The sequence below is a fragment of the Flavobacterium circumlabens genome, from assembly GCF_004345565.1.
GTDB lineage: Bacteria > Bacteroidota > Bacteroidia > Flavobacteriales > Flavobacteriaceae > Flavobacterium > Flavobacterium circumlabens.
In genome coordinates this window covers 555,762-580,438 of record NZ_SLWA01000003.1, presented here as the reverse complement: position 1 = coordinate 580,438, position 24,677 = coordinate 555,762, and the positions used below count along the sequence as shown (strand labels likewise).

The window sequence follows — 24,677 nt, the reverse complement described above, 5'->3', positions numbered from 1 at the left end:
ATGAACATTTTTTTCTATTTATTGAGCGATGCATTCTATCCCTACAACTTTTACGATAATACATTTGTAGCAAAAAAATGATTAACATAATGCTAAAAAGTCAATATCCGGGCTGGCATTGAAATAAAAATTCTCCTTTACAACTACCACTTAACTATAAACCATTTTAATTAGTAAATAAATTTATACACATAAGTAAACAATGATAACAGTAAAAAACTATTCACTTAAGCAAGTACTTAAATTAACAACTGTATTTTTTCTACAAAGCCTTTTAAATCTTTCAACAGTCTATTCTCAACCTCGAATAAAAGATTTATGGATGGTAGAGACAACCGATACTATCAAGTATACTCCAGCATATCTTGGTAACGGAATGATTGGATTCAGGAGTTTAAAAACTGGATTGGGTGCAGAGCGTGTTCTGATAAACGGACTGGATGACCGTGCTCCTCTGAGCGATTATGTACGTCTGATCAATAACTTTAATCCTATTAACATAAAGGTCGTGTTTGCGAATAACAAAGAACTTCAATGTGGTTCTGAGGTAAAAAATTGGAAACAACGTTTGAACCTTAAAGAAGCCAGTCTTGAAACCTCCTATACATACGGAAACCAATTAAATATTCGCACACAGCAGGTGGCATTACGAAACCTGCCAATGGCCACAATGGGGGTATATGAGTTTGAAGCTTTGGAAGACATTGAATTTACTGTACAAAGTGTAATGAATATTCCTAATCGAGAGAAAACGTTCAGTATCTATAAGAGCCATCTTGATTATAACATGTATGGTTTAAGCACTACTGTAAAAGAAAAAATCCCTGTAATGTCTGCAGTTTTTCCAACCGAATCAGGCACAGATTGCGTTGCAGGGGCAAATACGTTCTTCTTCAACGGTCATACACCACAACTTAACTACAAAAAAAACAGTGCTACCAGTCAGCAACTTGCATTTTTAGTAAAGCTTAAAAAGGGAGAAAAATACTCTTTCTGCTCGTTAAACACCTTTACCCATTCTAAAATTACCGGAGACGCTTATAGTGATGCGGTGCGTATCTGCGGTAGGGATTACAATCTGGGATACCAACACCTTCTTGATAACCATAAAGCTGCATGGGCTAAATTATGGAAAAGCGATATTGAAATTGAAGGAGATGATGAAGCTCAAATAGATGCGCGTCTGGCGTTATATTCATTGTATTCCTCTATCACAACCGGATTTGAGTTAAGCATCCCTCCCTGCGGACTGTCAGAAACGGGTTGGGGCGGTCATATTTTTTGGGACGCAGAACTTTGGATGTATCCTCCATTACTTGCAATGCAACCTGCTTTTGCCAAATCTATGATGGATTTTCGTTTTAATACCTTGCCCCAAGCTAAAAAACGGGCTGCGCAGTTTGGCTATCAGGGAGCCATGTTTCCATGGGAATCTGATCTGAAAGGAAACGAGTCTACATCGATTTCCTACAAGCTGGACATGAATGAACACCATATAACTGCCGATGTTGCAATAGCTGCCTGGAATTACTATAAAGTTACTAATGATAAGTTATGGCTTCAGCAAAAAGGATTTCCGCTGATACATGCTATTGCCAATTTTTGGGTATCTCGATCTGTTAAGGACGAAAAGGGTTCTTACCATATCAGGAATATAGTTGGTCCCGATGAATATCATGAAGACATTGACGACAATGCGTTTACCAATGGTGCAGTGAAGGTGGTATTGGATGCAGCAATAAAAACCGCAAAGATACTAGGCCAAACAGCTAATCCAGACTGGCAGAAAGTGCACGATAAGATTGTAATTTTGAAAGATGTAAACGGAGCAACACTTCAATATGAACAATATAAGGGTGAGCGCATTAAGCAAGCCGATGCCAATTTATTAGCATTCCCATTAGATTATATAACAGACAAAGCCCAAATACTAAAAGATTTGCAATATTACGAGCCAAAAATTGATCCCAATGGACCTTCAATGAGTTATAGTGCGCTTGCTGCTGCTTATGCGCGTTTAGGCAATACACAAAAAGCATATGAACTTTTCAAAAAAGCATATCAGCCTAACAGAAAAGCTCCTTTTGGTTTTATATCAGAAAAACCCCGCCCGAGTGTAACGGTATTTTGTACCGGTTATGGAGGGATGTTACAAACCATAATTTTTGGCTTTGCCGGGATGACGATTGGCGAAAATGGTCTTTACCAGGAAAAAGCAAATTTGCCCGCGCACTGGAACAAATTAACTATTAAAATTAGTGGCAAAAAGGATATTGTTTGCAGGCAGAACTAAACCCTTTCACTCAATGCATACATGCTTAATATATACTTACCAATAAATATAAAATTATGAGACTACTTAATGCCATCGTGTTTTTAATACTGTTATCTACCAACCTCTATAGCCAAACAACTGTTCATTGGGTAAGTACAACACAAACATCACCCTGGAAAAAGAAAGCCGGTTTAACAACCACCAAAGCTACTTCGATGGCAGATGTCGAGATAGAAATTCAAAACAAATTGCAGTCGATTGATGGTTTTGGCACTTGCTTTAATGAATTGGGCTGGACTTCTTTAAGCCTGTTAAGTGATAAAGATCGTCAAAGCATTTTTAGAGAATTATTCAAGCCTGACTATGGCGCAAGTTTCAATCTCTGCAGAATGCCTGTAGCGGCAAACGACTTCTCTACAGCATGGTATTCATATAATGAAACAGACCAAGATTTTGAGATGAAGAATTTCAGCATTGCCCAGGATCTCAAAACTCTGGTTCCCTTTATAAAGAGTGCACAAAAATACAAACCGTCTTTAAAAATATGGGCCTCACCGTGGTCACCTCCAACCTGGATGAAAACTAATAAACATTATGCTCTAAAACCAAGTAAATATAACGATTTGCAGGCTGAGCAAAGCGGTTCCGAATTTCAGGATATGTTCATTCAAAAGGATGAATACTTTAAAGCCTATGCTCTATACTTTGAAAAATTTGTAAAAGCTTACCGTCAGCAAAACATCTATATCAGCATGGTGATGCCGCAAAACGAATTTGTAGCGGCGCAAATTTTTCCAAGCTGTACATGGACAGCGCAGGGGCTCGGAAAATTCATCGGTTACTTAGCCCCCAAAATGAATGCAATGAAGGTTGATGTGTTTTTCGGAACCATGAATAGTGATAATGACAAGTTTGTGGATACCATTATGCAAAAACCTGCCATTAATAAATACATCAAAGGTGTTGGCATTCAATGGGCAGGAAAAGGTGCAATTGCAGCTTTAAATAAAAACTATCCCAATCTTTCACTCTATCAAACCGAGCAAGAATGCGGCGACGGCAAAAACGACTGGAAATATTGCCTGTATACCTGGGATTTAATGAAACAGTATTTAAATAATGGCGCTAATGCTTATACGTACTGGAACACTTCCTTAAAAGAAGGGGGAATAAGCACCTGGGGCTGGCAGCAAAATTCTTTAATTAGTGTGGATACTTTAAACAAAACGTTTAAATACAATCATGAGTATTATTTAATGAAACATTTGAGTCATTATGTGAAGCCCGGTGCCAAACGCTTAAAAACCAACGGAACATATACTAATCTGCTTTCATTTATCAATCCCGATAAAAGTATTGTAATTGTGGCTCACAACCCCGAAGATTCAGAAAAAGCAATTACTTTTAAAATTGGAAATAAAAAAGTTAGTCCGGTTTTTGAAGCAAGCTCATTTAATACTCTAGTTATAAGGCAGTAATAGCTTAATCGCTGCGCAAATTCTGTGATATTCAAATACTGGTTTACAAAAAAGACCCTTATCAATTTAAGATTACATCCCTTTACAAACTTATAAGTAGATTATAAAAAAAGCTTATAAAACAAAAGCATAACAAATGAAATTTAAAATTATGTTATCACTTTGGAGTGATTTTGTAGTCTTTCAGAGCGTAGATTGGCGTGAAGAACTGCTACTACAGGGTCTACAATGGGGTTGGTTTCATCGATTTAAGCTCCATATAATTATTAATGACAAAGGAGAATTGTTCAGCTTTGCTGTAACTCAAGCTAATGTTGATGATAAAGAACTACTGAAAAATGAAGATTTTTTCGAATGCTTTTTAAATCACTTTTTCTGGCGACTTTTATTTTCCTTCCAATGACAGCTATCTTTTAAAATAGGTATGATTTATTTATAAAACTTAAGGCAAAAAAATATTGATACTACTTTGCGATTCGCAATTTATTTTTTACAAATTTCAAAAAGTTCACCAGTGTAAAGCTGATCTAAGGTTAAAGTAAATCCTTTTTGGTTGAGTTCTAAGCCTGTCAAAGTTGCCACTACTGTACCATCCATTTTTTTAACCTGATAATTATTTTTCAAATCAAGTCTTGAAATAGTAATAACTCGCTTACTCTCAATTGCACCATGCCTAAAAACGCCAATTATTCCTCCACTTTTTGTATCAGAATTTATTCGTTGAAAACCATCCCAACTGCCTTCCATCGGCTCACCAAAGTTTGCCAAATCCTGTCGATAGGACATAATGCCGTATCGTTCCTCCATTAACTGCAACCAATCTGCGTAGGCACGGTATTTTTTAAAATCCTGGTCAGATAATTTCCGGGGATCACCGAGCATAATGGGCAAAGCACCTGCCAAAGATTTTATGTGCATGTCCCAGCCTTTATCTTGCATCTGAGGATTGCCTATTACCAATGCCGTAGCTGGGATTGCTGGTGAACGCCACCACGCCATATTGCGAACCCGTAAATCTGTATTTGCACCCGCAACTCCATCAAAATTTGACAACCAATTGCCCTCTGCATGTTTGAGCATTGCGTAATCAATTAATTGTAAACCTCCCATTGCTTCGAATGTGCAATCAATAAACAAGTTTGGTTTGGCTGCATGTAGTTCATCAAAAAGAGTCCACATCTGCTGATAATTTGTATAAAAAGATTCGTTATGATCTTTGTGTCCAGAATGGTTTGAAGCATAACAACCCGACTTTTCTTTATCAAAAATATAGGCACTTGTCACCACGGCAAAGTCGAGTTTCATATATTCCAATCCGTAATCGAGACTCAACTTCAACAATATTCCTTTCATATAATCTTTCCAACCCGTTGAAAAACAAGCCGATTTCATTTCATGATCCTCTACTTCGATGTGATTGTTGGTCAGATTTCCGTTTTTGTCCTGCAAAAACCATTCGGGATGTTCTTTATATACTTTACTATCTGTCGATGCACTTCCTACGCTTATCCACAAACCTGGCTTCATACCCAAAGACTTAATGTAATCGAACACCGGCTTTAGACCGTTTGGAAATTTCTCTTTGTCAATTTCCCAGTCACCATAATTACTGGACCAACCGTCATCAATTACAAATTCTTTCATCCCTGCATCAGAGGCTGATTTAGCTAATTCAAAAATCAATTTTTCATTAATATTTTTCTCGAAAGGAACCCAGGTATTATAGACAAAAGTTGGTTTTTCATCGAGGGCAGAAAGACGAATATCCATATTTTTACGAATAAAGTCAGGTACGACAGTATTTAAGATCTCATTTGGATCTTTACAATTATTGTACACCATAGTAAAAACTTGTGGAGTTTCAAATGATTGATTGGATTTAATCCATTTTCTAAAGGGAAAACGTGCCTCTTTATGTGTTAGTCCGGCACAAATATCATTCGCATTCCAGTAAGCAGATGTCCTCTTCAAGACTCCTGTTGCTTCATTGCCAATTACTATTCCTGATGCCCAATCCATATTATGAATAATCACAAGTGCATCCTGCATATTTCCCTCGTAAGGCCCAATATGACGACGACGACCATAATCGGAACAAATCCAACTGAAAGTGCTTGCCCAATAGGACACCGTATTTAGTTTTTCAACATCGACTGATTCCAATGCAATTTCATTAGCACCTAAATTTTTAATAGTCAAACTTTTGCGAATCACCGGCAAGTTTGGATATAAAAGAAAATTGATGGTGACTTCTATTTTTTTATCTGCACTTTGTAATGTTACAGCAGCTCCATCTCCTTGATTTTTATCTGAAATTTGTTGAATATTTACCAAACTCCAATTACTTAAACCACAATATGAAACACTATTTGCTTCGAATTGAAAGTCGGTGATTTTAGCTGAGAAATACTTAAACTCACCATTTACTGGCTTGTATGAAGTCGTAATAAAATTTCCTTCGGTAGTTGGAAGCTTTATTTTTCGTTGAACAAGTCCATTATTAAGGGTTAGTTCTGTACTTGTCCAAGTGGCAAATGGTGAAGCAAACAAATAATTTGTAGCAAAAAATAGGAAAGCAAGGATTACTCTCATAATTGGATAATTTGTATTTTGTGAGACATTTTTCATCACATATGTTTTAATCAGCATCTTACTTAGTTATTGAAAATAAGTAATACTCCATTATTTTACAGGCACAGCAGTTATTTTTAATACAAATTTGTTCATTTTAGCGTATTTTAGCTTAATTAACATCCTGCTGACGCCGGGATTATCTGAATCCTGTACTGCTTTTGCTTTTGAAACATCTTCAATAAGGATTTGTGGTTTCACATTGGAATTTGGAATTTCAACGTTCAATTTCATCGATTCACCATTTTGTTCTAATAATACACCATACGGCTTAATACTAACTTTGGCTCCCGTTACCCATTGAAAAGTATATTCTCCCTCCTTCTCTCCCGTTTCCCATTCATCTTGAATTACTATTGATTTATCTGGAAACATTTTTACTGTTCTGAAAACTTTCTCTACCTGCGATTTATAGAGTGAAGTGAGGTCAACAACATTTCCAACTACCCCTTTTTGATCAGTTAATTTACTGATAGTTGCTAAACCCGAAACATCTTGTCTGGAATTATTGAATCGCACTATATTATGAGAATCCGGTCCCGGCCTGAAAGTAGTCCAGCGATTGCTGTCTTGTGAGTAATTCCACAAATCGAGTTTGGCTGCACGCATTTTGTCATAACTTTCTGCGCCTAAATCCAGTGCCCAACGCACTCCATTGGATTCAATGATAAAACTACCTACATCCATATGTCCATGCGAATTATTGGGTGTACCGCCTTTTATGGCTATATATGAAGCCAAAGGATCATTCCAAGCCGAGCGAATTACCGCCATAGGCATATGACCATCGGCAGTCCAGTGCAAGGGTAAAAAACTCTTTTTATCCATAGGTGGTAATTTTGGATCCCACCATAATACTTCTAATGCAAAATGTCTGCTGTGTTTTTTTTGAGCATTAGAAACAGTATCCTTTATTACTATGCTTTTGGCCAATAAAATACTAATTATCTCATCTCGAGCAATTACCCTGTTTCTATTTTCTCGGGCAAACCAAAACATAAGTGGTTCAGAAGTAAATCTTTCGGCAAGAGGTTTTGCGGACAATTTTGACTCTTTAAATCCTGCATCTGAAAAAGTATATTCATAACCTGTAGGGCCAACATTTTGTGTAATAAAATTTGTTGATTTTAGAAAACCCGGAAAGGATTCTATTTTGAAAGAAGACCCAAATACGGATCGTAATGCTTCAATCATAGCTACTTGATATAGCGTACCATACGACCAATAAGCCATCCCTTCTGCATAAGTTCCATCGGGTGCATATACCGCTCCGTGGTATGGTATATACTTGATGGAACGTTCCACAATCTGACGTGCCAATTTGGGTTCCCTTTCATAAATGGCCAATGCTCCCACCAACAGTCCGCCATTGCATACAGGATTCCAATTGAAGTTGGCATTCATCCAGCTATTATTTTCTTTGCTTTCTTTTACATCCAGTGAAGGATTGATTCCATTTTTTATAATTGCCTGAGTAATTTTTTCTCTTTCAGTTGGGGTAAAATCGTTGTAAAACCAATCCAAACCAACTCCTGCAGCCAAAGTGGCTTCGCCAACATCCAGAAAGTGAGACGGGTTCCAGTCTGGTAACTCTGTCAATTGCATCAACTCTGCTTTGGCACGTTCGAAATAACGTACGTCTCCAAATACCTGGAAAGCCAGCCCTAACGTCAATATCCGGTCTTGCACATTCCGAACAGCTTCTAATTTAAAACCTTTAGAAGGATATTCAATCTTGCCTGCCTTTAATGTCTTTTCTGCATTATTTTTCAATAACAACAATAGTGCTTTTGAAACCTCATCGTTTTGTAATTTCAATGTTTCTATACGTGCATCGTTGGCAAATAACCTAGGATGTACTGGTATACTTTCCCATTGTTTTTCACTCGGGTATTCAGACACAAATTGTTGAGAAACTGTATGAGATTTCAGTTTGTTTTGCGCCGAACTCTTTGCTATAACGAGCAACATCAATAGAAAAATAGCGGTCTTTGCGTTTTTTAAAAACATTTCTTATGTGTTTTAGATTGTATTGATTATAATTTAATTCGTAAATGTCAAGAATCCTTTAGCTTTAATAACATTTCCTTCTAACACAAAATTTTCATCACCAAAATTGACCACAATTCTATTTCCGGAAGAAAAGATTGACTCCTGTACTTTGTGATCTGCTGACACAAACTTGTGTGAAACCAATTCATCATAACCAATTTTCTGCAACCAAGGACAAACATTTTTATAACTTTCAATAAAGGTAACTTTATGATCTTCCCATTGTTCACGAGCTAAATTCCAAAGTGGCACTGAACCATAAAGCATGTTAAAAAGGTCTTTTTTCCACCAAATTTCTGGATTATGGTGATTGCTGTCTTCCCAGCGCCAGGATGTTACCACTGCATCGTGATAAACCAGTTCGTAAAGAGGCACGCGAGAATATTCGTTAATGGAATATTTTAAATATTTACCCGGAGCCACTCTTGTTCCTAACATTTGAGTTGGACGCGAGTTGTTTTTCCAATTTCCAGTATAATAAATGGTGTTTTTATTATCTATTTCGCTTCCCCACCAAGTGCGTTGCAACGTCATCATTCCGTGAACATAAACACTATTGGAACCTAAATAGTCTGCGCCCCATTCACCACCCACAAATTGATGGTACTGATCCGTCAATAATTGATGATTTTTCTTTACCTCGTTTGCAAATTGTTCTCTGGTCAATGGGTGCTTATCAGAATAGCATTCGAATAATCCATTGGCTTGATAAACATCTAAAAAATAGGATTCGTGTGGATAATCTTTTAACTCTCTCTCTACTCTTTTGATGATTTCAGGACGAATGGCCAAAGGACAGGAAGTGTGTCCAAAATTATTGGAATAGGTTTTGCCTTCTTTGGTTCGGGCTGCCAATTCATTAAACTGTCCAGGATAAGATGTTCTTCCCAAATGAAGTCCTTCTCTAGATGGTGTAAAAGTTTTTTTTACAGTATCTCTTAATTTCAAATCTGTAAATAATTCATATCCTCCCGTGGCATAGCCCAAAGCGGCAATCTTTTTATCATAACCCACTTCAGGATAAGGGGTGTGATTGGGATTCCAAATGACAAAAACTTTTTCTATACCCGAATCCTTTAATTCTTTTGCAAAACTAACTTCGCGAGCATTGTCCCACACATAAAGATGCACTGCACCAATCATTTTCGCCAAAGCCGGCGTTTTTTTCTCGTTTTCTCTCAAGGTAATTACCTCATTCTTCTTCCAAATATGATCGCGATAGGTTTTTGCTTGTGCAACATATCCCCCTTTATCGAAAAAATGATACGTAACTTTACGGTCGTAACCAAATTTACCCAATGATGGCTGCCATACCGTTGAGAACGTGATCAAACCATCCACTTTTTGTGTGTGAAAATTTGCATCATATGGCGTTTCCAAAATGGCCATATATCCAGCTTCAAACTGCTTATCTACCATTCCCATCCAAGACATTGCGGTGTTTCCTCCACAAAAAAAAGGTCGTTCTTCCTTAGAACCAATTGGATATTCGGTGTCATCAACAGGGAGCAATAATCCTTCACTATCTGTTAACAGCAAATAATGATTCGTATCTGGCGTTTCAAAGGCTGATGGAAAATCAAAATTTTCTACTTGCAATTTTTTATCTGCAATTAGTTTTATTTCTAAAGCTGATTTTGAATTTAAAGTATAAATCACTTTAAACGGAAACTTTCCTGACAAACTAACTGTTATCTCATTTCCCTTAATCAAAGTTTTTTTAACCAAATACTTTTCCTTCAAGGGAGATTGATTCCAGACCTTATTGCAGCGTTTGTCCGTTACACTCAAAAGAGCAGTTTGATCATCGAACTTTACCACAAGATTGTTATCCGAAATTGTCCAAACTTTTGAATAAGCTTGAACTGAAATCAGGGTAAATAGAAATAGGAATATTAGCTGTTTTTTCATTACTTTTTATTTCAAAATTGAATTGTAAAATCACTTGTATAATTAATTTTCCTTAAATAATACTTCTTATTGAATGCTCAATTTTTCAGTAAACTTTATGTCTGCTGAAGAAGCTCCAATCATTATTGAAAAACTACCTGGTTCCAAAACCCATTTCATCTCCTTGTTGTAAAACGAGAAATCTGTTGGGGTCAAAATGAAATTCACAGTCTTTTTTTCTCCCTTTTTTAATGAAATTTTGGCATATTCTTTCAGCTCTTTCGCTGGTCTGGCAACAGAAGACACATCGTCTCCGACATACAATTGAATTACCTCTTCTCCATCAGCCTTACCTGTATTTGAAACTTCCACACTAACATTTACGGATTGATTTGGGTTGATAGCAGAACTTGATAATTTAAGATTGGAATAACTAAATTCAGTATAACTTAAACCATATCCAAATGGGAATAAAGGTGTGGTAGGAATATCCAAATATTTGTTTGTCCAACGTACTGTTTTGTTGGTTTCATTTACATCGTGCGAAGTTCTTTTGTAATTATAATAAATTGGAATTTGCCCGGTGTTTCTAGGAAAACTAACCGTCAGCTTTCCTGATGGATTGTATTTTCCAAGAAGTATATCGGCAACAGCCAAACCACCCATTGTTCCAGGCTGCCAAGCTTCCAGCACTGCATTCGATTTTGTGTTTACATTTTGAATATCAAACGGGCGTCCGTTTAACAATACCGTTACTAATGGTTTTCCTATTTTGGCAATTGCATTCACCAATTCTTCTTGTGCTCCAGGCAGGTTAATATTTGAAATACTTCCAGCTTCGCCACTCATCGAAAACTCCTCGCCAACAACCAAAATAACTACATCCGATTCCAATGCCAATTTTACTGCTTCTGGAATCAACTCAAGCCCTTTTGCTTCGAAACCATCTAATTTTACTCCTTCGGCGTACTTGATTTCAACAGAAGAATCCACACTTTTTTTCAATCCATCTAATATAGAAACTACTTCTTCTGGTTTCCATTGAGAATAGTTACCTCCCCACCAAGACAGTAAATCTTTTTTGCGGTTGGCAAGCGGTCCAATGACAGCTATTTTTTTTATGTTTTTATTTAATGGTAATAACTGGTTCTCATTTTTTAAAAGTACCATACATTCACGAGCTGCTTTTCGGGCAAATTCTAGATGCTCCGCATTCATCAATGTCTCTTTCTCTCTTTTAAGGTCAAAAAATCTATAAGGATCATCGAATAATCCTAATTTGTATTTGGCAATCAAAACTCGCTTTACAGCTTGATCAATCACATCAACATTAATTTTGCCTTCTTGAACTAATTCCTTTATATGTTTTAGGAATAAACCACTAGTCATGTCGACATCTACCCCTGCATTAATGGACTGTAAAACAGCTTCTTTTTCATTGGCAGCGGTACCAATTTTTACTAAATTACGAACTGTTTCCCAATCCGTTATCAACATACCATTGAAGCCTAACTCTTTTCTTAAAATATCTTTTAACAACTTTTGATTGGCAGTGGCTGGAATACCATCATAAGCAGAATAAGCAGCCATTACACTTCCAACACCTGAATTGATAGCCGCTCTAAATGGTGGCAAATAAATTTCTCTTAAAGTTCGTTCCGAGAAATCTGCAATATTGTAATCGCGTCCTGCCAATGCAGCACCATAACCCGCAAAGTGTTTCACACAAGCCATTACATTTTGTCCGCTAGCCAAGTCATTGCCTTGAAAACCCTTAACTCTAGCTGATGCAACCAAACTTGCATAAAATGGATCTTCTCCTGCTCCCTCAACTATTCTTCCCCAACGAGGATCATTGGATATATCAACCATGGGGGCATAGGTAAGATGAATACCGCTTGCAGAGGCTTCTTTGGCAGCAATACTTGCCGATTTTTCAATTGTCTCCAGATTCCAGCCGGCAGCTTCACCCAACGGGGAAGGAAAAATGGTTTTGTAACCATGAATTACATCTTCTTGAAACATAATTGGAATTCCAAGCCTTGATTGCTCGACGGCAATCTTCTGCAATTGAAGGTTTTTTTCGGCACCATTACTTTTTAAGATAGATCCAATTTCACCACGTTTAATCATTTCAGAAAGTGAATTCGTAGTGTTATTTTCATTTACAAAAGTGGCTAAATTAAGCTGACCCACTTTTTCTTCTAAAGTCATTTTTTGGATTAGGGCATTGACTTTTTTATCCATAGTAGAGGTATTTTGAGCTGTAATAACTCCAACTGAAAAAGTGAACAGTAATACAATTTTTGAAATTTTTACTTTAGCTTGATTATTTTTTTTCATTTTAAATCTGTTATAAATTCTTAGTTATTCTATTTAATATTTATCACTCATTGATGGTGGCACAGCATTAGCCCCCCAATTTGAAGGTTTTGCACCCATCACAAATTCAAATTTTGCACCATTTACAATGTCATCGTGAGTAAAAAATGCTTTGTCGTAATTTTTACCATTGAGTTTAGCCGATTGAATATAAATATTCTCCTCCGAAGCATTTTTTGCTGAAATAACAACGTCTTTTCCGCTTTCTATATGGATGGTAGTTTCGGTACAACTTGGGCTACCTATTATGTATAAATTCTGTCCTGCTACTGGAAAAATACCCATTCTGCTCCACAGATACCAAGCCGAAGTAGTGCCACTATCATCATTCCCTGGTAAACCATCATATTTATCTGTAAAATTATCGGAAGTTGCTTTTCGAATAAATTTCTGTGTCAAATCTGGTCTGCCTGCCCAAACAAAAAGATAAGCCTGCAACATACAAGGTTCGTTATACGCTTCGTAATGGTTGGAAACTGCATTGGTTAGATTATTGATGAATTTTTCTTTTCCTCCATTCAATTCAATTAATCCTTTTATATCATGTGGTGTAGAAAAACTCCAGGTGTAGGCATGCCCTTCGTAATAATTAGGTCCGGTTTCATTATTTAATGGATCGAATGGGGTAACCCAAGTACCATTTGAATTTTTGCCACGCATCAATTTCAAATCATTATCCCATAAATTTTTATACCAAAAACTTCTTTCTTTAAACATTTTAACCTCCCCTTTGTTTCCAAAACTTTTTGCCAATTGATAAGCGCTGAAGTCATTGTACACATATTCGAGTGTTCTGGAAACTGTTATTTTTTGATTGACATCAATGGGTATGTAATGATATTTGGAATAATAAGGTAAGGCAATTCTACCGGCATGATCCACTTTTTTATTCGTAAAGCTAGTATCTGTTGCATTCTTTCTTACTGCTTCGTATGCTAATTTATAATCTATTCCTTTGAGTTTTTTTGCAAAAGCATCGGCAAATAATACATCGGTATTGGTACCTACTTGAGTGAATTCTCTTTGTAAACTACTGTGTGCATCTGCTAACCATCCATCATGTTTGTATACATCCAGCAAAGTGTTCAACATATCGGTATGTTCCTTTGTGCTAATAAGAGTTAACAATGGACTTACGGTTCTAAACAAATCCCACACACAAAGGAAATTTTCATAGTAGGGTCTTTTATAATCAAATACAGGATTTTCACCTGTCCAATCATCTTGAGAGAGTAGTGCGTGATACAATGAAGTATAAAAAATTCGGCTATTTACCTCAGACATTCCTTTAATTTCAATTTTTCGCAACTCCTTTTCCCATAGCATATTGGCAAGATTTTTAATTTGATCAAAATCCCAATGGGGTATTTCCTTTCCAACATTTTCTTCAGCTTGTTGGGTGCTTATCATCGAAATACCTACTTTGAGATTTATCTTTTGCCCTTCTTTGGTTTTGAAATTCAAGTAGGCTCCAATCTCATTTCCATTCATTTTATTTATTCCATCGTGTTTAATGCTATCAAACCACGTCCCAAAAGAATCGAATGCTGTGTCGAATACTGCATAAAAATAAACCCTCCAAGGTTTTCTGGTTGATCGACCACCACTATAGGTACCATAGCCGTACACAGCTTTTTTTAAAGGGTCGATGTGTACTTCGCCTCCAATGGGTTGACTTGAATTCCAATTTTTTGCAACACCATAAAGCGTAGCTCCGGCATCAATCAAAATGTGTGAGGATTCGCTTTTTGGGAAAGTATATTTATGAAAACCCGCGTGAGCTGTAGAGGTTAGTTCAGCAGTTGTTCCATATTTTTTCAATTGCACCTTGTAATAACCCGGTGCTGCAATTTCTTCACCTTTATCCGAACTATGATTTAAGGATTCTATAGTGCCTGTCGTTGGTATAACCTGAATATTGCCATACATAGGCCCCCCCATTCCAGAAATATGCAAGTGCGAAAAACCTTTGATTTCTTTATCCTTTTTATAACCAGAAGCTCCACTGTTGTATTTGGTATCTGGTCCTAACTTTACAAAACTGTGAGGTAAACAAGCTCCTGCAAACACATTCCCATCTCCTAATGTTCCAATGAAAGGGTCGACAAATCGAGTTAGATTATCATTGGGAACTTTATTCAGAAGAAATGTTTCTGTCTTAACTTGATTTTTTTCTTGTGATGTCGTTTTGTTTGAAACGATAGTTTCGCCATTTGTTTTGCTTTCTGAACCAAGTACTACCATACTATTTAGGAAAGTAAAAAATAGTATGAAATGGATAGTGAGCGATGATTTTTTGTCCTGTAAGTTCATGTTTCTATCTGAGTTTTTTTATTCAATATAAAATTCCCTAATACTTTTTACCGATTCTCCTTTTACAATTATTTCAGCCACAAGTAGGTATTTGCCTTTTGCAGTAGGCAATTTCATTGTAGTGTTAAAGTTTTCGTTGCCCAATGCTTGAACTACTTCTTTAATTTTGTGTTTTTGAATTATTTTACCTTCTTTTTCAATGGAAAATTTAATATTTCCCGACCAAGATTTGTAAGTATCATTTACCATGATTATTGGGAATGCTTGTTCTGTTCCAGCTTGTAATTTGCTTTTCCAAAAATTAATCATTAATCCTACAGGGCTAAAAGCAGGTTTCATGTATTTCACAAAATGAGGCTCCATTTCTAAATTTTTCAAGTCATGCCAATTATCACTAGTTTGTCCCACTGGGTAGGTTGAACGCGAATAAGACAGACCACAAAAGTGTAACACTCCAGCAGCTAAGCGGTGCGCCCGCCAAAACTCGGTTTTCATGCCCATTATTTTTGCATAGACTTCAAATCGTTTTTCTGGTGTATCGGCTTCGGGGAACACATTGGCATAAATTCCTTTGTCCAACGTGGTAGGCGATCCATCGCGATTCAACCATAACCATCCGTATTCATTAATAATTATTGGAAATTTAACTGTTTTTCTATCCTCGTCTTTGGATTTATTTACCCACGAATTATCGGGAATTCGTGGATTTGCCATTAAACTCAGATAATCGTCTGGAGATTTTACTCCGTCCTTTTTTACATCATTGGCTTCAAAATAGGCATCGGCTATGGTTGTGATCTTCTTTAAATCATACTGATTGAAGTATTTGCCAAACAGATAAGGATGAGATTCCATAATATCGTTTTCACCCGCTGGTCGGTTATACCCATTGTCCCAGGGACGATTGGACAAATCGAGCGATCTCACTTTGTTTGTGGCCACATTTGTAGTATCGAATTTCGACTCGTTTTGAGCATCCCAAATTACTACACTGGGATGATTCCAACGTTCACGCATCCAAGCGTTGTATTCGTTTGCCAAATGTGTAGATGTAAGAGTTTTAGGGTCAGCTTGTTTCCACAATGGATATTCATCTTGAATCAAAAACCCCAAACTATCGGCAATTTCGTACCATCTTTCAGGAGGAAAGCCCAGCGTATTGCGGAAACTATTCCAATGCATTTTTTTGAAATTTTTATGAAGTTTAGTTACCCATTTATTATCCCAAGGCAAATTTCCCCGTTGACTGTCTTCAAAAAAACGAAGGATGGCTATGTTTGTCCCACGCATGTAGTAGGTTTTCTCGTTGAGCAACACCACACCATTCTGTTTGTCGGAACGAAAAGTACGCATTCCAAAACGGGTAATAGTTTTATCGGCACCCGTGTTAAGTTCAAGTATGTAAAGAAATGGATTTTCGGGAGACCAAAACTTGCAGTTTTGTAAAGCTATTTTGAAATCAATTTTTTGGTTTTCTTCACCCACCAATATATTTTGAGGCGCAATGCCTTTGGCCACAACCTTATTGGATTTTAGCTCACGAACCACGTATGAAAGTTGAGTGTTTTTTGCTCTTTGGTCGTTTTGTATTTCGGCTACAACACGGAGTTGCTTGTTCAAAATATCGGGTGCAGTCTGAACATTGGTAACATATGGAAATCCAGACATAATAATATTCACATCATCATATATTCCGGGACAAAAAAGTACTTTTTCGCCATCATCAGCCCTACATATGGTATCCGGCAAATTATTGCGACAACCAACAGAAATGATTAGCTCATTGGCTTTGCCAGCTTCATTCAAATAAGGTTTGATATTAACATAGGTGGGAGTAAAAGAGTAACTATTTTGTCCAATCAACTTATCATTTAAGTAAATGTGGGTGCTAAACATGGCTTTGTTTATCTTCAACAGAATTACTTCCGATTTGATGTTTTCCAAACTAAACGTTCGTTTGTACCAATACAATGAATTATTATACATATAACTTTTATTGCCATAATTATTGGCAAAAGGATTATTTTTATCCTTGTCCAATGTACCTGTAAAAGGGGGTTCCACAGCAGGAATAGCCATGTCAACAAGTCCCGGGACAGATACTTTGGAGCTAAAATTAACTGGAATCATTGACCCAACATCTGTTTTGGCAATTTCCCAAGTTCCGTTGAGACTAATTACATTTCGTTGTGCAATAGACATGGAACATCCGAAAAATAGTGTAACAATGAAGGCAATGAGATTTTTCATTTTTTTTATGTGTTGAATTTTTATAATTTGAAATATTGCTTTCACAAGTGGTTTTAAAGAAATATTTAGTCAGTATAATTTGTAAAGGATTCATTTTTTGTAAGTCCTGAATAACTTTCAGATCAGGCAAAAGTCTTCACTACTTATTCCCTCAATTTAAAATAACAGAAATACGGCCAAATATGGAGGTGTGAGCAATAGCAAGGAAATGCTTGTCTGAAAACCGGCAATAAAACCCAAAACTGATTTTTATTTCTTGAAAACAGGGTTTTCACCCATCACAAATTCAATAGTTCCACCATTTTCAATTTCTTTATGAGTAAACCAAGGGTTATTCCATACTTTACCGTTTATTTTGCATGATTGAATGTAGATGTTTTTCTCTGATGCATTTTTGGATGTAACAGTCAAAACTTTTCCATTACCCAGGGTCACCGCTACTTTTGGAAATGAACCACCGGTTAAGTAATATATATCTTGTCCTGCATTCGGGAAAAATCCCAAAGATGAAAAAATATACCAACTGCTCATGGCGCCGCTATCATCGTTTTCAATAGAGCCTTCTTCTGTAAAGCGTTTTTTCTTGAGATTGCGAATATAAAAACTTGCTAAATCGGATCGGTCAGCATAGTGAAAAGAATGTACCGCCAAAAATGCTGGTTCGTTGCCATAATCAATCAAATTATTCTCGAATGCATATTGTAACTTCTTGGCAAATAATTCTTTCCCTCCCGAAATAGTAACCAGTTTTTCAAATTGATGGGGAACAAAATAGGAATAAGTCCACGAACTTCCTTCATAAAAATAATCTTGCCACGAACCCCAGTTCTTTTTTAAATCTATAGGAATAAAATCTCCTTTTATGTTTTTTGGCTCAATAAATCCTTTGTAACCATCGCTAACAGCTTCTGGATTCCAAAGATTTACCCATTGCTGACTGCGGTTTAAGTACTTTTCATAATCTTCTTTTGTACCAAGCGTCCTGGCCATTTGAGCTGCACAAAAATCATTATAGGCATATTCCAAGGTTAATGAACAACTCATTTTTCCCCCCGGAATCCAACCCAATGTTTTGTATATCTTATCATTTTCATTCTTTCCTATTCCATTTCGCTCGTTATCAGCCTGAGATTTTATTAATTTATAGGCTTCTTTCCAATCAACTCCTTTGACTCCTTTTACATAAGCATCAGCAATTATATTGTCTATATTGTTTCCACCTTGTTCTGCTGTCATGTCTTTCCCTGCCACATAAGCATCTTTTACTCTGCCATTTTTTTTCAACCTAGCGATAAATGAATTTATTGTTCCACTAACCATATCAGGATTTGTCAATACCTTTAATGGATACAGTGTACGCCAAGTATCCCATACAGCCAAATGATCGTCCCAAACAGATTCACCTTTCTCAAAACCCATCATATCATTCGTTTTATTGCGAGGCATTATCGAAGTATGATACGATGCAGTATAAAAAATTCGTTTTTCGGATTCAGTTCCGCCTTCCATTTTAATTTTTCCCAATTCCTTATTCCAAATCTTTTTGGCATTATCCCTTACTTTATTGTAATCCCAAGCTGGAATTTCTGCATCTAACCAAGCGGTCGCCTGTTCGACACTTATCATCGAAACGGCTACTTTCAAATAAACAGATTCATTCTCTGAAGTTTTGTATTGAACATAAGCTCCAATACGATCATCCGCTTTTATAGGAGCTTCCGTTAATTGCCCCTGATTAATTTTTCCATTTATAAAAGTTCCTTTGTTTTGTGGAATTTTACTTAATTTCATACTAAAGAAAACTTTGTAAGTTCCGTCAGAAAAACCGCCTTGATATTCCCCATAGCCGTTAATTTCGGTTCCATCTGAATTAGTAAATGTTACCGTTCCTTTCAAAAAATTCCCGTTTTTGAGTTTCAATGCCGTAGCAATATCGGCTGTGTTATGACTCACATCCAACAAGATATTTGAATTGTCCGACTTTGGAAATGTAAACTTATAAATGGCTGAATGCGCTGCTGGTGTAACTGCCGTCTTTATTCCATAACGACTCAAGGATACTTTATACTCGTATGGTTTTGCTTCTTCATTCTCCTGTTGTGAATCGTGTTCCGTTTCTCCAACTGCCAAACCCACTTGTGGCGAGATAAACACTTGTCCGTATTTACCCCAACCGGTGCCACTTACATGCAATTGACCAAAACCGCGGATGGGTTGCCCCATAATATATCCATCCATATCATAATTTACAGATCCTGGTGCCGTTTGCGGGCTTGGACTTATGGCTCCATTTGGCAATTGTGGACCAAGAACACAACTGCTGTTTTTATCTCTTACGCCAATGAAATTATCGACATAATCTACGGGCTGTTTTTTAGATTGTGCTAAGCTAGATTGCAAGCTTATCAGCAATACTATTATAATGAATTGAAATTTAATCTTATAATTAATCATGCTCTTTTAGATTTTATTAATTGTGAATAACAGTTTTTTTTTGGCTTTTAAAAAACCTCAGTGACTTTTCCGCCAACAACAAAGGTTTCCGTTATATTTAGCTTTTCAGCAAGATAATAGGCCATATAATTAAAAGGTACCATATTATGGATTACTGAGAAATTTTCTGCTACTTCTGGTTCTTCAACCGTGATAACATGTGCCCCAGAATTCTTAATTATTTCGGTTAATTTTTGTGAACGTTCATACGATTTTCCTTTGGCAATAATTTGAATTACAATACTATTGGCAGCGGTTTCTTTTGGGCCGTGATCGTATTGAGCCATAGCCATACCGTTGAAACAAAGTTTGGTAATTTCGCACATAATCAATGCCGATTGAAAAGCCGTTGCAATATTGGGGCCGCTTCCAATGATATAAATACCGTGAATCTTTTTGGTAGAAATTAATTGGAATACTTCACTCGCCATACGCTCGCCGAGCTGTTCATACTTTGGTATGTTTTTAAACAAAATATCTACAGCGTTTTGACAATCCATATCAAAACCTTTAAACAAAGCAAGCAAAGTATTGATATAAGTTTTTGAAGATGAATATTGTTCGTCACCAGCCAACAAATTAATCTTTTGGGCAACATTTGGGTTTGTGCTTAATGTGTTTTCGGGATAATTGGTTATGGCTGTATATTTTTGAAATAAATCAGTGCACCATAATGCCTCACTGCTGCTGCCTGATTGGGAAAGGATTACTCCATTTTCCAATTTAGTCTTTGGTTGCAGATAATTGAAATATTCCGAAGCCATCTCTGGCTGAATATCCACTCCCATATATTTGAATGCCAATGGGGCAAAAAAACGAAGAACCCATTCCAAGATAAGGCACACCATGGGGCAAAGTATAGGTTGGAGATTGATTTAGAAACTCCATGGCTTTTACAGGAATTTCATTGATTTCGGCAAGCATTTTAGCATTCATAGTACAACTTTTTTATTTCTTATTTATTTCTAGATATTTTTGAGCAAACCGCTCACCCATTATCCGCTGTGACCTTGAATCGAAATGCAACTTATCACCTTTATCAGTAAAGTCGTCAGTTTGAATCAAGAAAGTATATTTATCCTTTTTAGCATTATTTACAATAACCTTGTTAATAGCATTTTCGAAAGTAGTATCAGTAGAAAAAGTTTCTATTTCACCTGTAAAAATTGATAATTTCTTATCATCTATGATTTTTCTGAAACTTACAAACAAACCCTTCAGTTTTTTCGAATATGTATTAACCAATATTTTTGAATATATTTAGATAAAGGGTAATCATCCATAAATTCCAAAAATCCATAAGTAGAATCCACCTTTCCGTCCTCGAAAACAAAACCAGTAACCCCAAATCCCACTCCTAATATAGTGGACTGTTGTTTTTGGGCAAAAACTTTTAGCTGGTCTATTGCGAAATTTATTGTTTTTAGAAATTTATTCGAATTTTTGTTTCAGTCGGTAAAATCAACATTTCTAAAACTTCGCCTTTATATACGTCAACTAACCTTACCTTAGTGCGTGTTCCTCCAATGTCAATGCCTATGGCCAGTCTTTTTCATTTCTTTTTTTATCGGTTTAGAAAGCCTGTTTTGTTGTAAATTCTATTTTTAAAGTTATTCTGTGCTTTTTGGTTTTTAATATTTAAGATATACAGCCCTTCACCACCATATCTCCATCTATTTCTAAAATGAAATGAGTTTTTGGGTTCTTATACGCCGTATAGCTAAATTTAAAATTGACCCTCTGGTGTAATTCTTTATTAACAAAATGAAGCAAATTTAGAGGTCTATCAAACTTTTTTTATAAACTATAAATTCTATGTTTCCATGTATTAAAAATAATTACACCCAAAGGTTTTAAAATATTTTTTTTGTTTTTTAATGTTTTACCACCACTTTTACTGTATTGTAGTTTATGTTATTCTCCGTGGTTTTTATAAGGTAAAGGCCATTGGCTAAAGAGCTTACATTCAATTCAATCGTATTTTCACCATATACAGCTAATTGTTCAGTAGTAATTAAAACTTGTCCATGTAAATCAATTATGCTAACTGTTACCTGCTGACCCGTTTCAGAATCAAAATCAATACTCAATAAATCCCCTACAGGATTTGGATAAACATATACTACTGGTGCTTGAGATGTGGCAACCTCGATTTCGTCTACATCAAGATTTCCATCCTCTACTACTGATACATTGTTAAGGTATATAGGCGCATTTAGAGAACCTGAACCTCCTATATGAAAACGCAAATCTACATAGCCTGTAAAAGTACTTATGAAATTATAAGGACCCAAGTTGGTAGGTGATGTTGTTAATGGGATACCACTTTTTAGAGCCCATTGTGAATATGGTGAACCATTCATGATAAATACCGTATTAATATTACGAGCAACATCAGCACTAGCTGTAAACGAAACGATATACGTTTTGCCTTTTTCTATAAAAAATTTGTTGTAACTAAATTGAACATTATCTGTTCCTGTAGATGTTCCAACATTTGTCACAGTAATTTTGGCAACCTTGGTTGTGTATCCAGTACCAATAACATTTTCCAGAGTAGTTGTTGCACCATTTTTATATGAAAAACTCCAACCTGTTGTATTGGCATCAAAAGTTGGATTTGTTACTAAATTTGTACCAGCTGGAGGTATAACAGGAGTTACAGTTAATAATTGTGTAACATCTTTTGCTGGATTATTGGCTGCATCACCTGCTTGAGAAGCTTTGATGTTGGATGTCCCTGCACCTATAATACGAATTTGACCCGATACAATTGTTGCTACTGATGTATTGGAACTCGTATAAGTAACAATCAAACCTGAATCAGAAGTAGCTCCTGCATTAAAATCGGCAACACCAATTATTTTTGTTGGAATAGCAGGAAAAGTAATGGTTTGCAATGCTTTAGTACCATCATAACCATAACCTGTAATTGTAAAATTATAAGGATTTTCGTCAGCATCATTACTAGCAATGCTTATTGTACCAACATAGTTAGCTGCTGCACCTACAGGAGTTAATTTTATAGTAAAAGTAACCGAACCATTGGCCGCAACCACAGCTGGAGCATCGGTAACAAGTGAAAAGCCTGTACCTGTAACAACCACTTTTGGTGTTCCTGTCAAGTTCAAGGCAGCATCACCAATATTTTGTATGGTAAACGTTATGTCTTTTGGCACTGTTGAAGAGACTGAACCAAAATCAAAAGTTCCTGAATTGTCAGTGATGTCAGTTGCACCTTCTTGTATATTCATTTCTGCTCTTGGAATGACAGTTCCATATTCATATGCACCCATGTCGCTAGAAAAACCAACTGGACGTGAAATTCCCAAAATATCTTTGGATGCGAATAATCCCGATATATTATTTCCGTTATTAATTGCTGGGCTCGTGTTTAATAACTGAAAATTGGCACTAGCATCCAATGCCTTATTTACAAATTTTGGATCGATGGTTTTGTCATTTGGTCCGTTCTTGTAGCTAGTCCCATTAAAATAAATATTATAATCGTAAATCGCTCCTGCATCATTTCCATTTAAGTTTGCGCCAGCACCTCTTCCGTACATGATATTATTGTATATTTTAATATCGGTAGATTGTTGAGCATCGATTTCAGGATAACCCATATTTGTTCCGTTATTATAGGCAGTATTATTGATTATGTCAACATGCGCACATTTATAAGCATGTACACCTCCACCACCATTATTGTAACTTACGTTGTTTTCAACTAGGTAGCGACCAACGTATGGGAATGTGGTAGTTCCATTTCCTATATTTACATCTAGAATAATTCCGTTACCATCACTAAGGGCATTAATTCGTTCCCACGGAACTAAACATTTGTTGTTGTAGACCACATTATTGCGGATATAAATTTTGTAACCAGTTACTGCGTCAATACTTTTAGGGTCAAGAATGCTAATCCCACTTCCAGCATACATGGAATACCAGCAAGTATTGTATACGACATTATTTTCAATGGTAACATAATCACATCTAAAACCTCCAATACCACCTCCTGTATCGTGTATTTTACAATTACGCACTTCAATGTGATGCACATCTGCTGTGTTGCCCAAAGAAATGGAACCACAGTTATACATCGAAATTTTATTCCAGTCCTTTATGTTGTTTTCGTAATCCTGCCAGGTTTGGTAGGCATCAGTATAATTTAGGCTTTGGTTGGTACCTTCAATTTCAACACCATCAATGATGATATATGAGGCATCTATTGCTATAGTACGCCAAACTTGGTAGCTCAACCCCGTTAAAAGTTGAAGTTTGGGAGTATGTCCTGGATAATTCTTATAAGTTATGTAATTTGCAGCTGTACCACTGCGCGAGATTGTTAAAATACTCTGAAAACCACTGTTGCTATCTCCAGTAGGATTATAAATCCCATTCATAATAAAAACAGTATCTCCTGGATTGGTCAAGTTAGCCGCTGCCTGAATGGTTCTCTTTGCTAAAGCTTCGGATGTTCCTGAATTGATATTATTTCCGTTAATGGCATCGACATAATAATTTGTAGCAAATGATGATGCGATAGAAAAGAGCAGGAACAGCATCGTAAACGCGGATTTTAAGTAATTTTTTGTTTTCATAAAGATTTAAATTTATTTTTTAATTTTTAAGCCGACAGGATTTTTTAAAATATTTTTGTTAGTTAATAGAGCCCTATTTGTTTTTATTGTAATTCCTCAATTCTCTAAAGTTGCAATTTGAAAGAGGTTAAATTTGAATTGAATTTTCATTTACATAAATAATTTAAATATAATTTTTTCTTTTTTTTTATATTTATCAGGCTAAATATCTAGTACTTATAAATTTTATAAAATCATTTCTCAGGTTTCAAATATATCATCATTAGTCTCGGAGAGACTAGGACGCATCGCTCAATAAATGAAAAA

The 24,677-nt window shown here is 36.1% G+C and carries 13 protein-coding genes and 1 pseudogene; 3 read left to right on the top strand and 11 right to left on the bottom strand.

Features of this window, described 5'->3' with window-relative positions:
- The first annotated feature begins 322 nt into the window (after window positions 1-322).
- The 3 genes and pseudogenes from EV142_RS10665 to EV142_RS24755 all read left to right on the top strand — a co-directional run.
- On the top strand, window positions 323-2,293 hold the full coding sequence (locus EV142_RS10665) for a glycosyl hydrolase family 95 catalytic domain-containing protein (RefSeq protein WP_158286323.1): 1,971 nt from the start codon (window positions 323-325) through the stop codon (window positions 2,291-2,293).
- A gap of 56 nt (window positions 2,294-2,349) precedes the next feature.
- Window positions 2,350-3,753: a glycoside hydrolase family 30 protein gene (locus EV142_RS10660; RefSeq protein WP_127340744.1), complete on the top strand. Its 1,404-nt coding sequence runs from the start codon at window positions 2,350-2,352 to the stop codon at window positions 3,751-3,753.
- Between the two features lie 232 nt (window positions 3,754-3,985).
- Window positions 3,986-4,129 (top strand): annotated as a pseudogene (locus EV142_RS24755) (transposase); the annotation flags it as partial.
- 107 nt (window positions 4,130-4,236) lie between these two features.
- Here EV142_RS24755 and EV142_RS10650 read toward each other — a convergent pair.
- From EV142_RS10650 to EV142_RS10605, 11 genes are all read right to left on the bottom strand, one after another.
- A complete protein-coding gene (locus tag EV142_RS10650; protein ID WP_202866502.1) occupies window positions 4,237-6,381 on the bottom strand; it encodes an alpha-galactosidase in 2,145 nt (714 codons plus the stop codon).
- A 54-nt stretch (window positions 6,382-6,435) separates the two neighbouring features.
- Window positions 6,436-8,394: a heparinase II/III domain-containing protein gene (locus EV142_RS10645; RefSeq protein ID WP_127340743.1), complete on the bottom strand. Its 1,959-nt coding sequence runs from the start codon at window positions 8,392-8,394 to the stop codon at window positions 6,436-6,438.
- Between the two features lie 33 nt (window positions 8,395-8,427).
- Window positions 8,428-10,347 (bottom strand): glycoside hydrolase, encoded by a 1,920-nt coding sequence (locus EV142_RS10640; RefSeq protein ID WP_132035308.1) that lies wholly within the window; start codon window positions 10,345-10,347, stop codon window positions 8,428-8,430.
- Between the two features lie 66 nt (window positions 10,348-10,413).
- Window positions 10,414-12,669: a beta-glucosidase BglX gene (gene bglX / locus EV142_RS10635; RefSeq protein WP_127340741.1), complete on the bottom strand. Its 2,256-nt coding sequence runs from the start codon at window positions 12,667-12,669 to the stop codon at window positions 10,414-10,416.
- Window positions 12,670-12,702: 33 nt separating this feature from the next.
- Window positions 12,703-14,952 carry a GH92 family glycosyl hydrolase gene (locus EV142_RS10630; RefSeq protein ID WP_158286322.1) on the bottom strand — a complete coding sequence of 750 codons (2,250 nt, stop codon included), beginning with the start codon at window positions 14,950-14,952 and terminating at the stop codon, window positions 12,703-12,705.
- A gap of 87 nt (window positions 14,953-15,039) precedes the next feature.
- Window positions 15,040-17,271, bottom strand: a complete 2,232-nt coding sequence (locus tag EV142_RS10625; RefSeq protein WP_127340739.1) for a glycoside hydrolase family 2 TIM barrel-domain containing protein — start codon at window positions 17,269-17,271, stop codon at window positions 15,040-15,042.
- Between the two features lie 249 nt (window positions 17,272-17,520).
- Complete coding sequence (locus tag EV142_RS10620; RefSeq protein WP_127340738.1) at window positions 17,521-19,725, bottom strand: GH92 family glycosyl hydrolase; 2,205 nt, start codon at window positions 19,723-19,725, stop codon at window positions 17,521-17,523.
- A gap of 47 nt (window positions 19,726-19,772) precedes the next feature.
- On the bottom strand, window positions 19,773-20,546 hold the full coding sequence (locus EV142_RS10615) for a glutamine--fructose-6-phosphate aminotransferase (protein WP_202866501.1): 774 nt from the start codon (window positions 20,544-20,546) through the stop codon (window positions 19,773-19,775).
- The gene (locus EV142_RS24245) at window positions 20,488-20,700 is read right to left on the bottom strand and encodes a hypothetical protein (protein ID WP_202866500.1); all 213 of its coding nucleotides are present in this window, start codon (window positions 20,698-20,700) and stop codon (window positions 20,488-20,490) included. The genes EV142_RS10615 and EV142_RS24245 overlap by 59 nt, the downstream gene beginning before the upstream one ends.
- Window positions 20,701-20,712: 12 nt before the next feature.
- The gene (locus EV142_RS10610) at window positions 20,713-21,009 is read right to left on the bottom strand and encodes a sialate O-acetylesterase (protein ID WP_262708240.1); all 297 of its coding nucleotides are present in this window, start codon (window positions 21,007-21,009) and stop codon (window positions 20,713-20,715) included.
- A gap of 629 nt (window positions 21,010-21,638) precedes the next feature.
- Window positions 21,639-24,371: a T9SS type A sorting domain-containing protein gene (locus tag EV142_RS10605; protein WP_127340736.1), complete on the bottom strand. Its 2,733-nt coding sequence runs from the start codon at window positions 24,369-24,371 to the stop codon at window positions 21,639-21,641.
- Between the last annotated feature and the right edge of the window lie 306 nt (window positions 24,372-24,677).

Bases quoted from the DNA above. Each gene is read 5' to 3' on its own strand.
- EV142_RS10665 (WP_158286323.1), top strand. From the start codon at position 323: ATGGTAGAGACAACCGATACTATCAAGTATACTCCAGCATATCTTGGT.
- EV142_RS10660 (WP_127340744.1), top strand. From the start codon at position 2,350: ATGAGACTACTTAATGCCATCGTGTTTTTAATACTGTTATCTACCAAC.
- EV142_RS10650 (WP_202866502.1), bottom strand. From the start codon at position 6,381: ATGAAAAATGTCTCACAAAATACAAATTATCCAATTATGAGAGTAATC.
- EV142_RS10645 (WP_127340743.1), bottom strand. From the start codon at position 8,394: ATGTTTTTAAAAAACGCAAAGACCGCTATTTTTCTATTGATGTTGCTC.
- EV142_RS10640 (WP_132035308.1), bottom strand. From the start codon at position 10,347: ATGAAAAAACAGCTAATATTCCTATTTCTATTTACCCTGATTTCAGTT.
- bglX (WP_127340741.1), bottom strand. From the start codon at position 12,669: ATGAAAAAAAATAATCAAGCTAAAGTAAAAATTTCAAAAATTGTATTA.
- EV142_RS10630 (WP_158286322.1), bottom strand. From the start codon at position 14,952: ATGGTAGTACTTGGTTCAGAAAGCAAAACAAATGGCGAAACTATCGTT.
- EV142_RS10625 (WP_127340739.1), bottom strand. From the start codon at position 17,271: ATGAAAAATCTCATTGCCTTCATTGTTACACTATTTTTCGGATGTTCC.
- EV142_RS10620 (WP_127340738.1), bottom strand. From the start codon at position 19,725: ATGATTAATTATAAGATTAAATTTCAATTCATTATAATAGTATTGCTG.
- EV142_RS24245 (WP_202866500.1), bottom strand. From the start codon at position 20,700: ATGAATGCTAAAATGCTTGCCGAAATCAATGAAATTCCTGTAAAAGCC.
- EV142_RS10605 (WP_127340736.1), bottom strand. From the start codon at position 24,371: ATGAAAACAAAAAATTACTTAAAATCCGCGTTTACGATGCTGTTCCTG.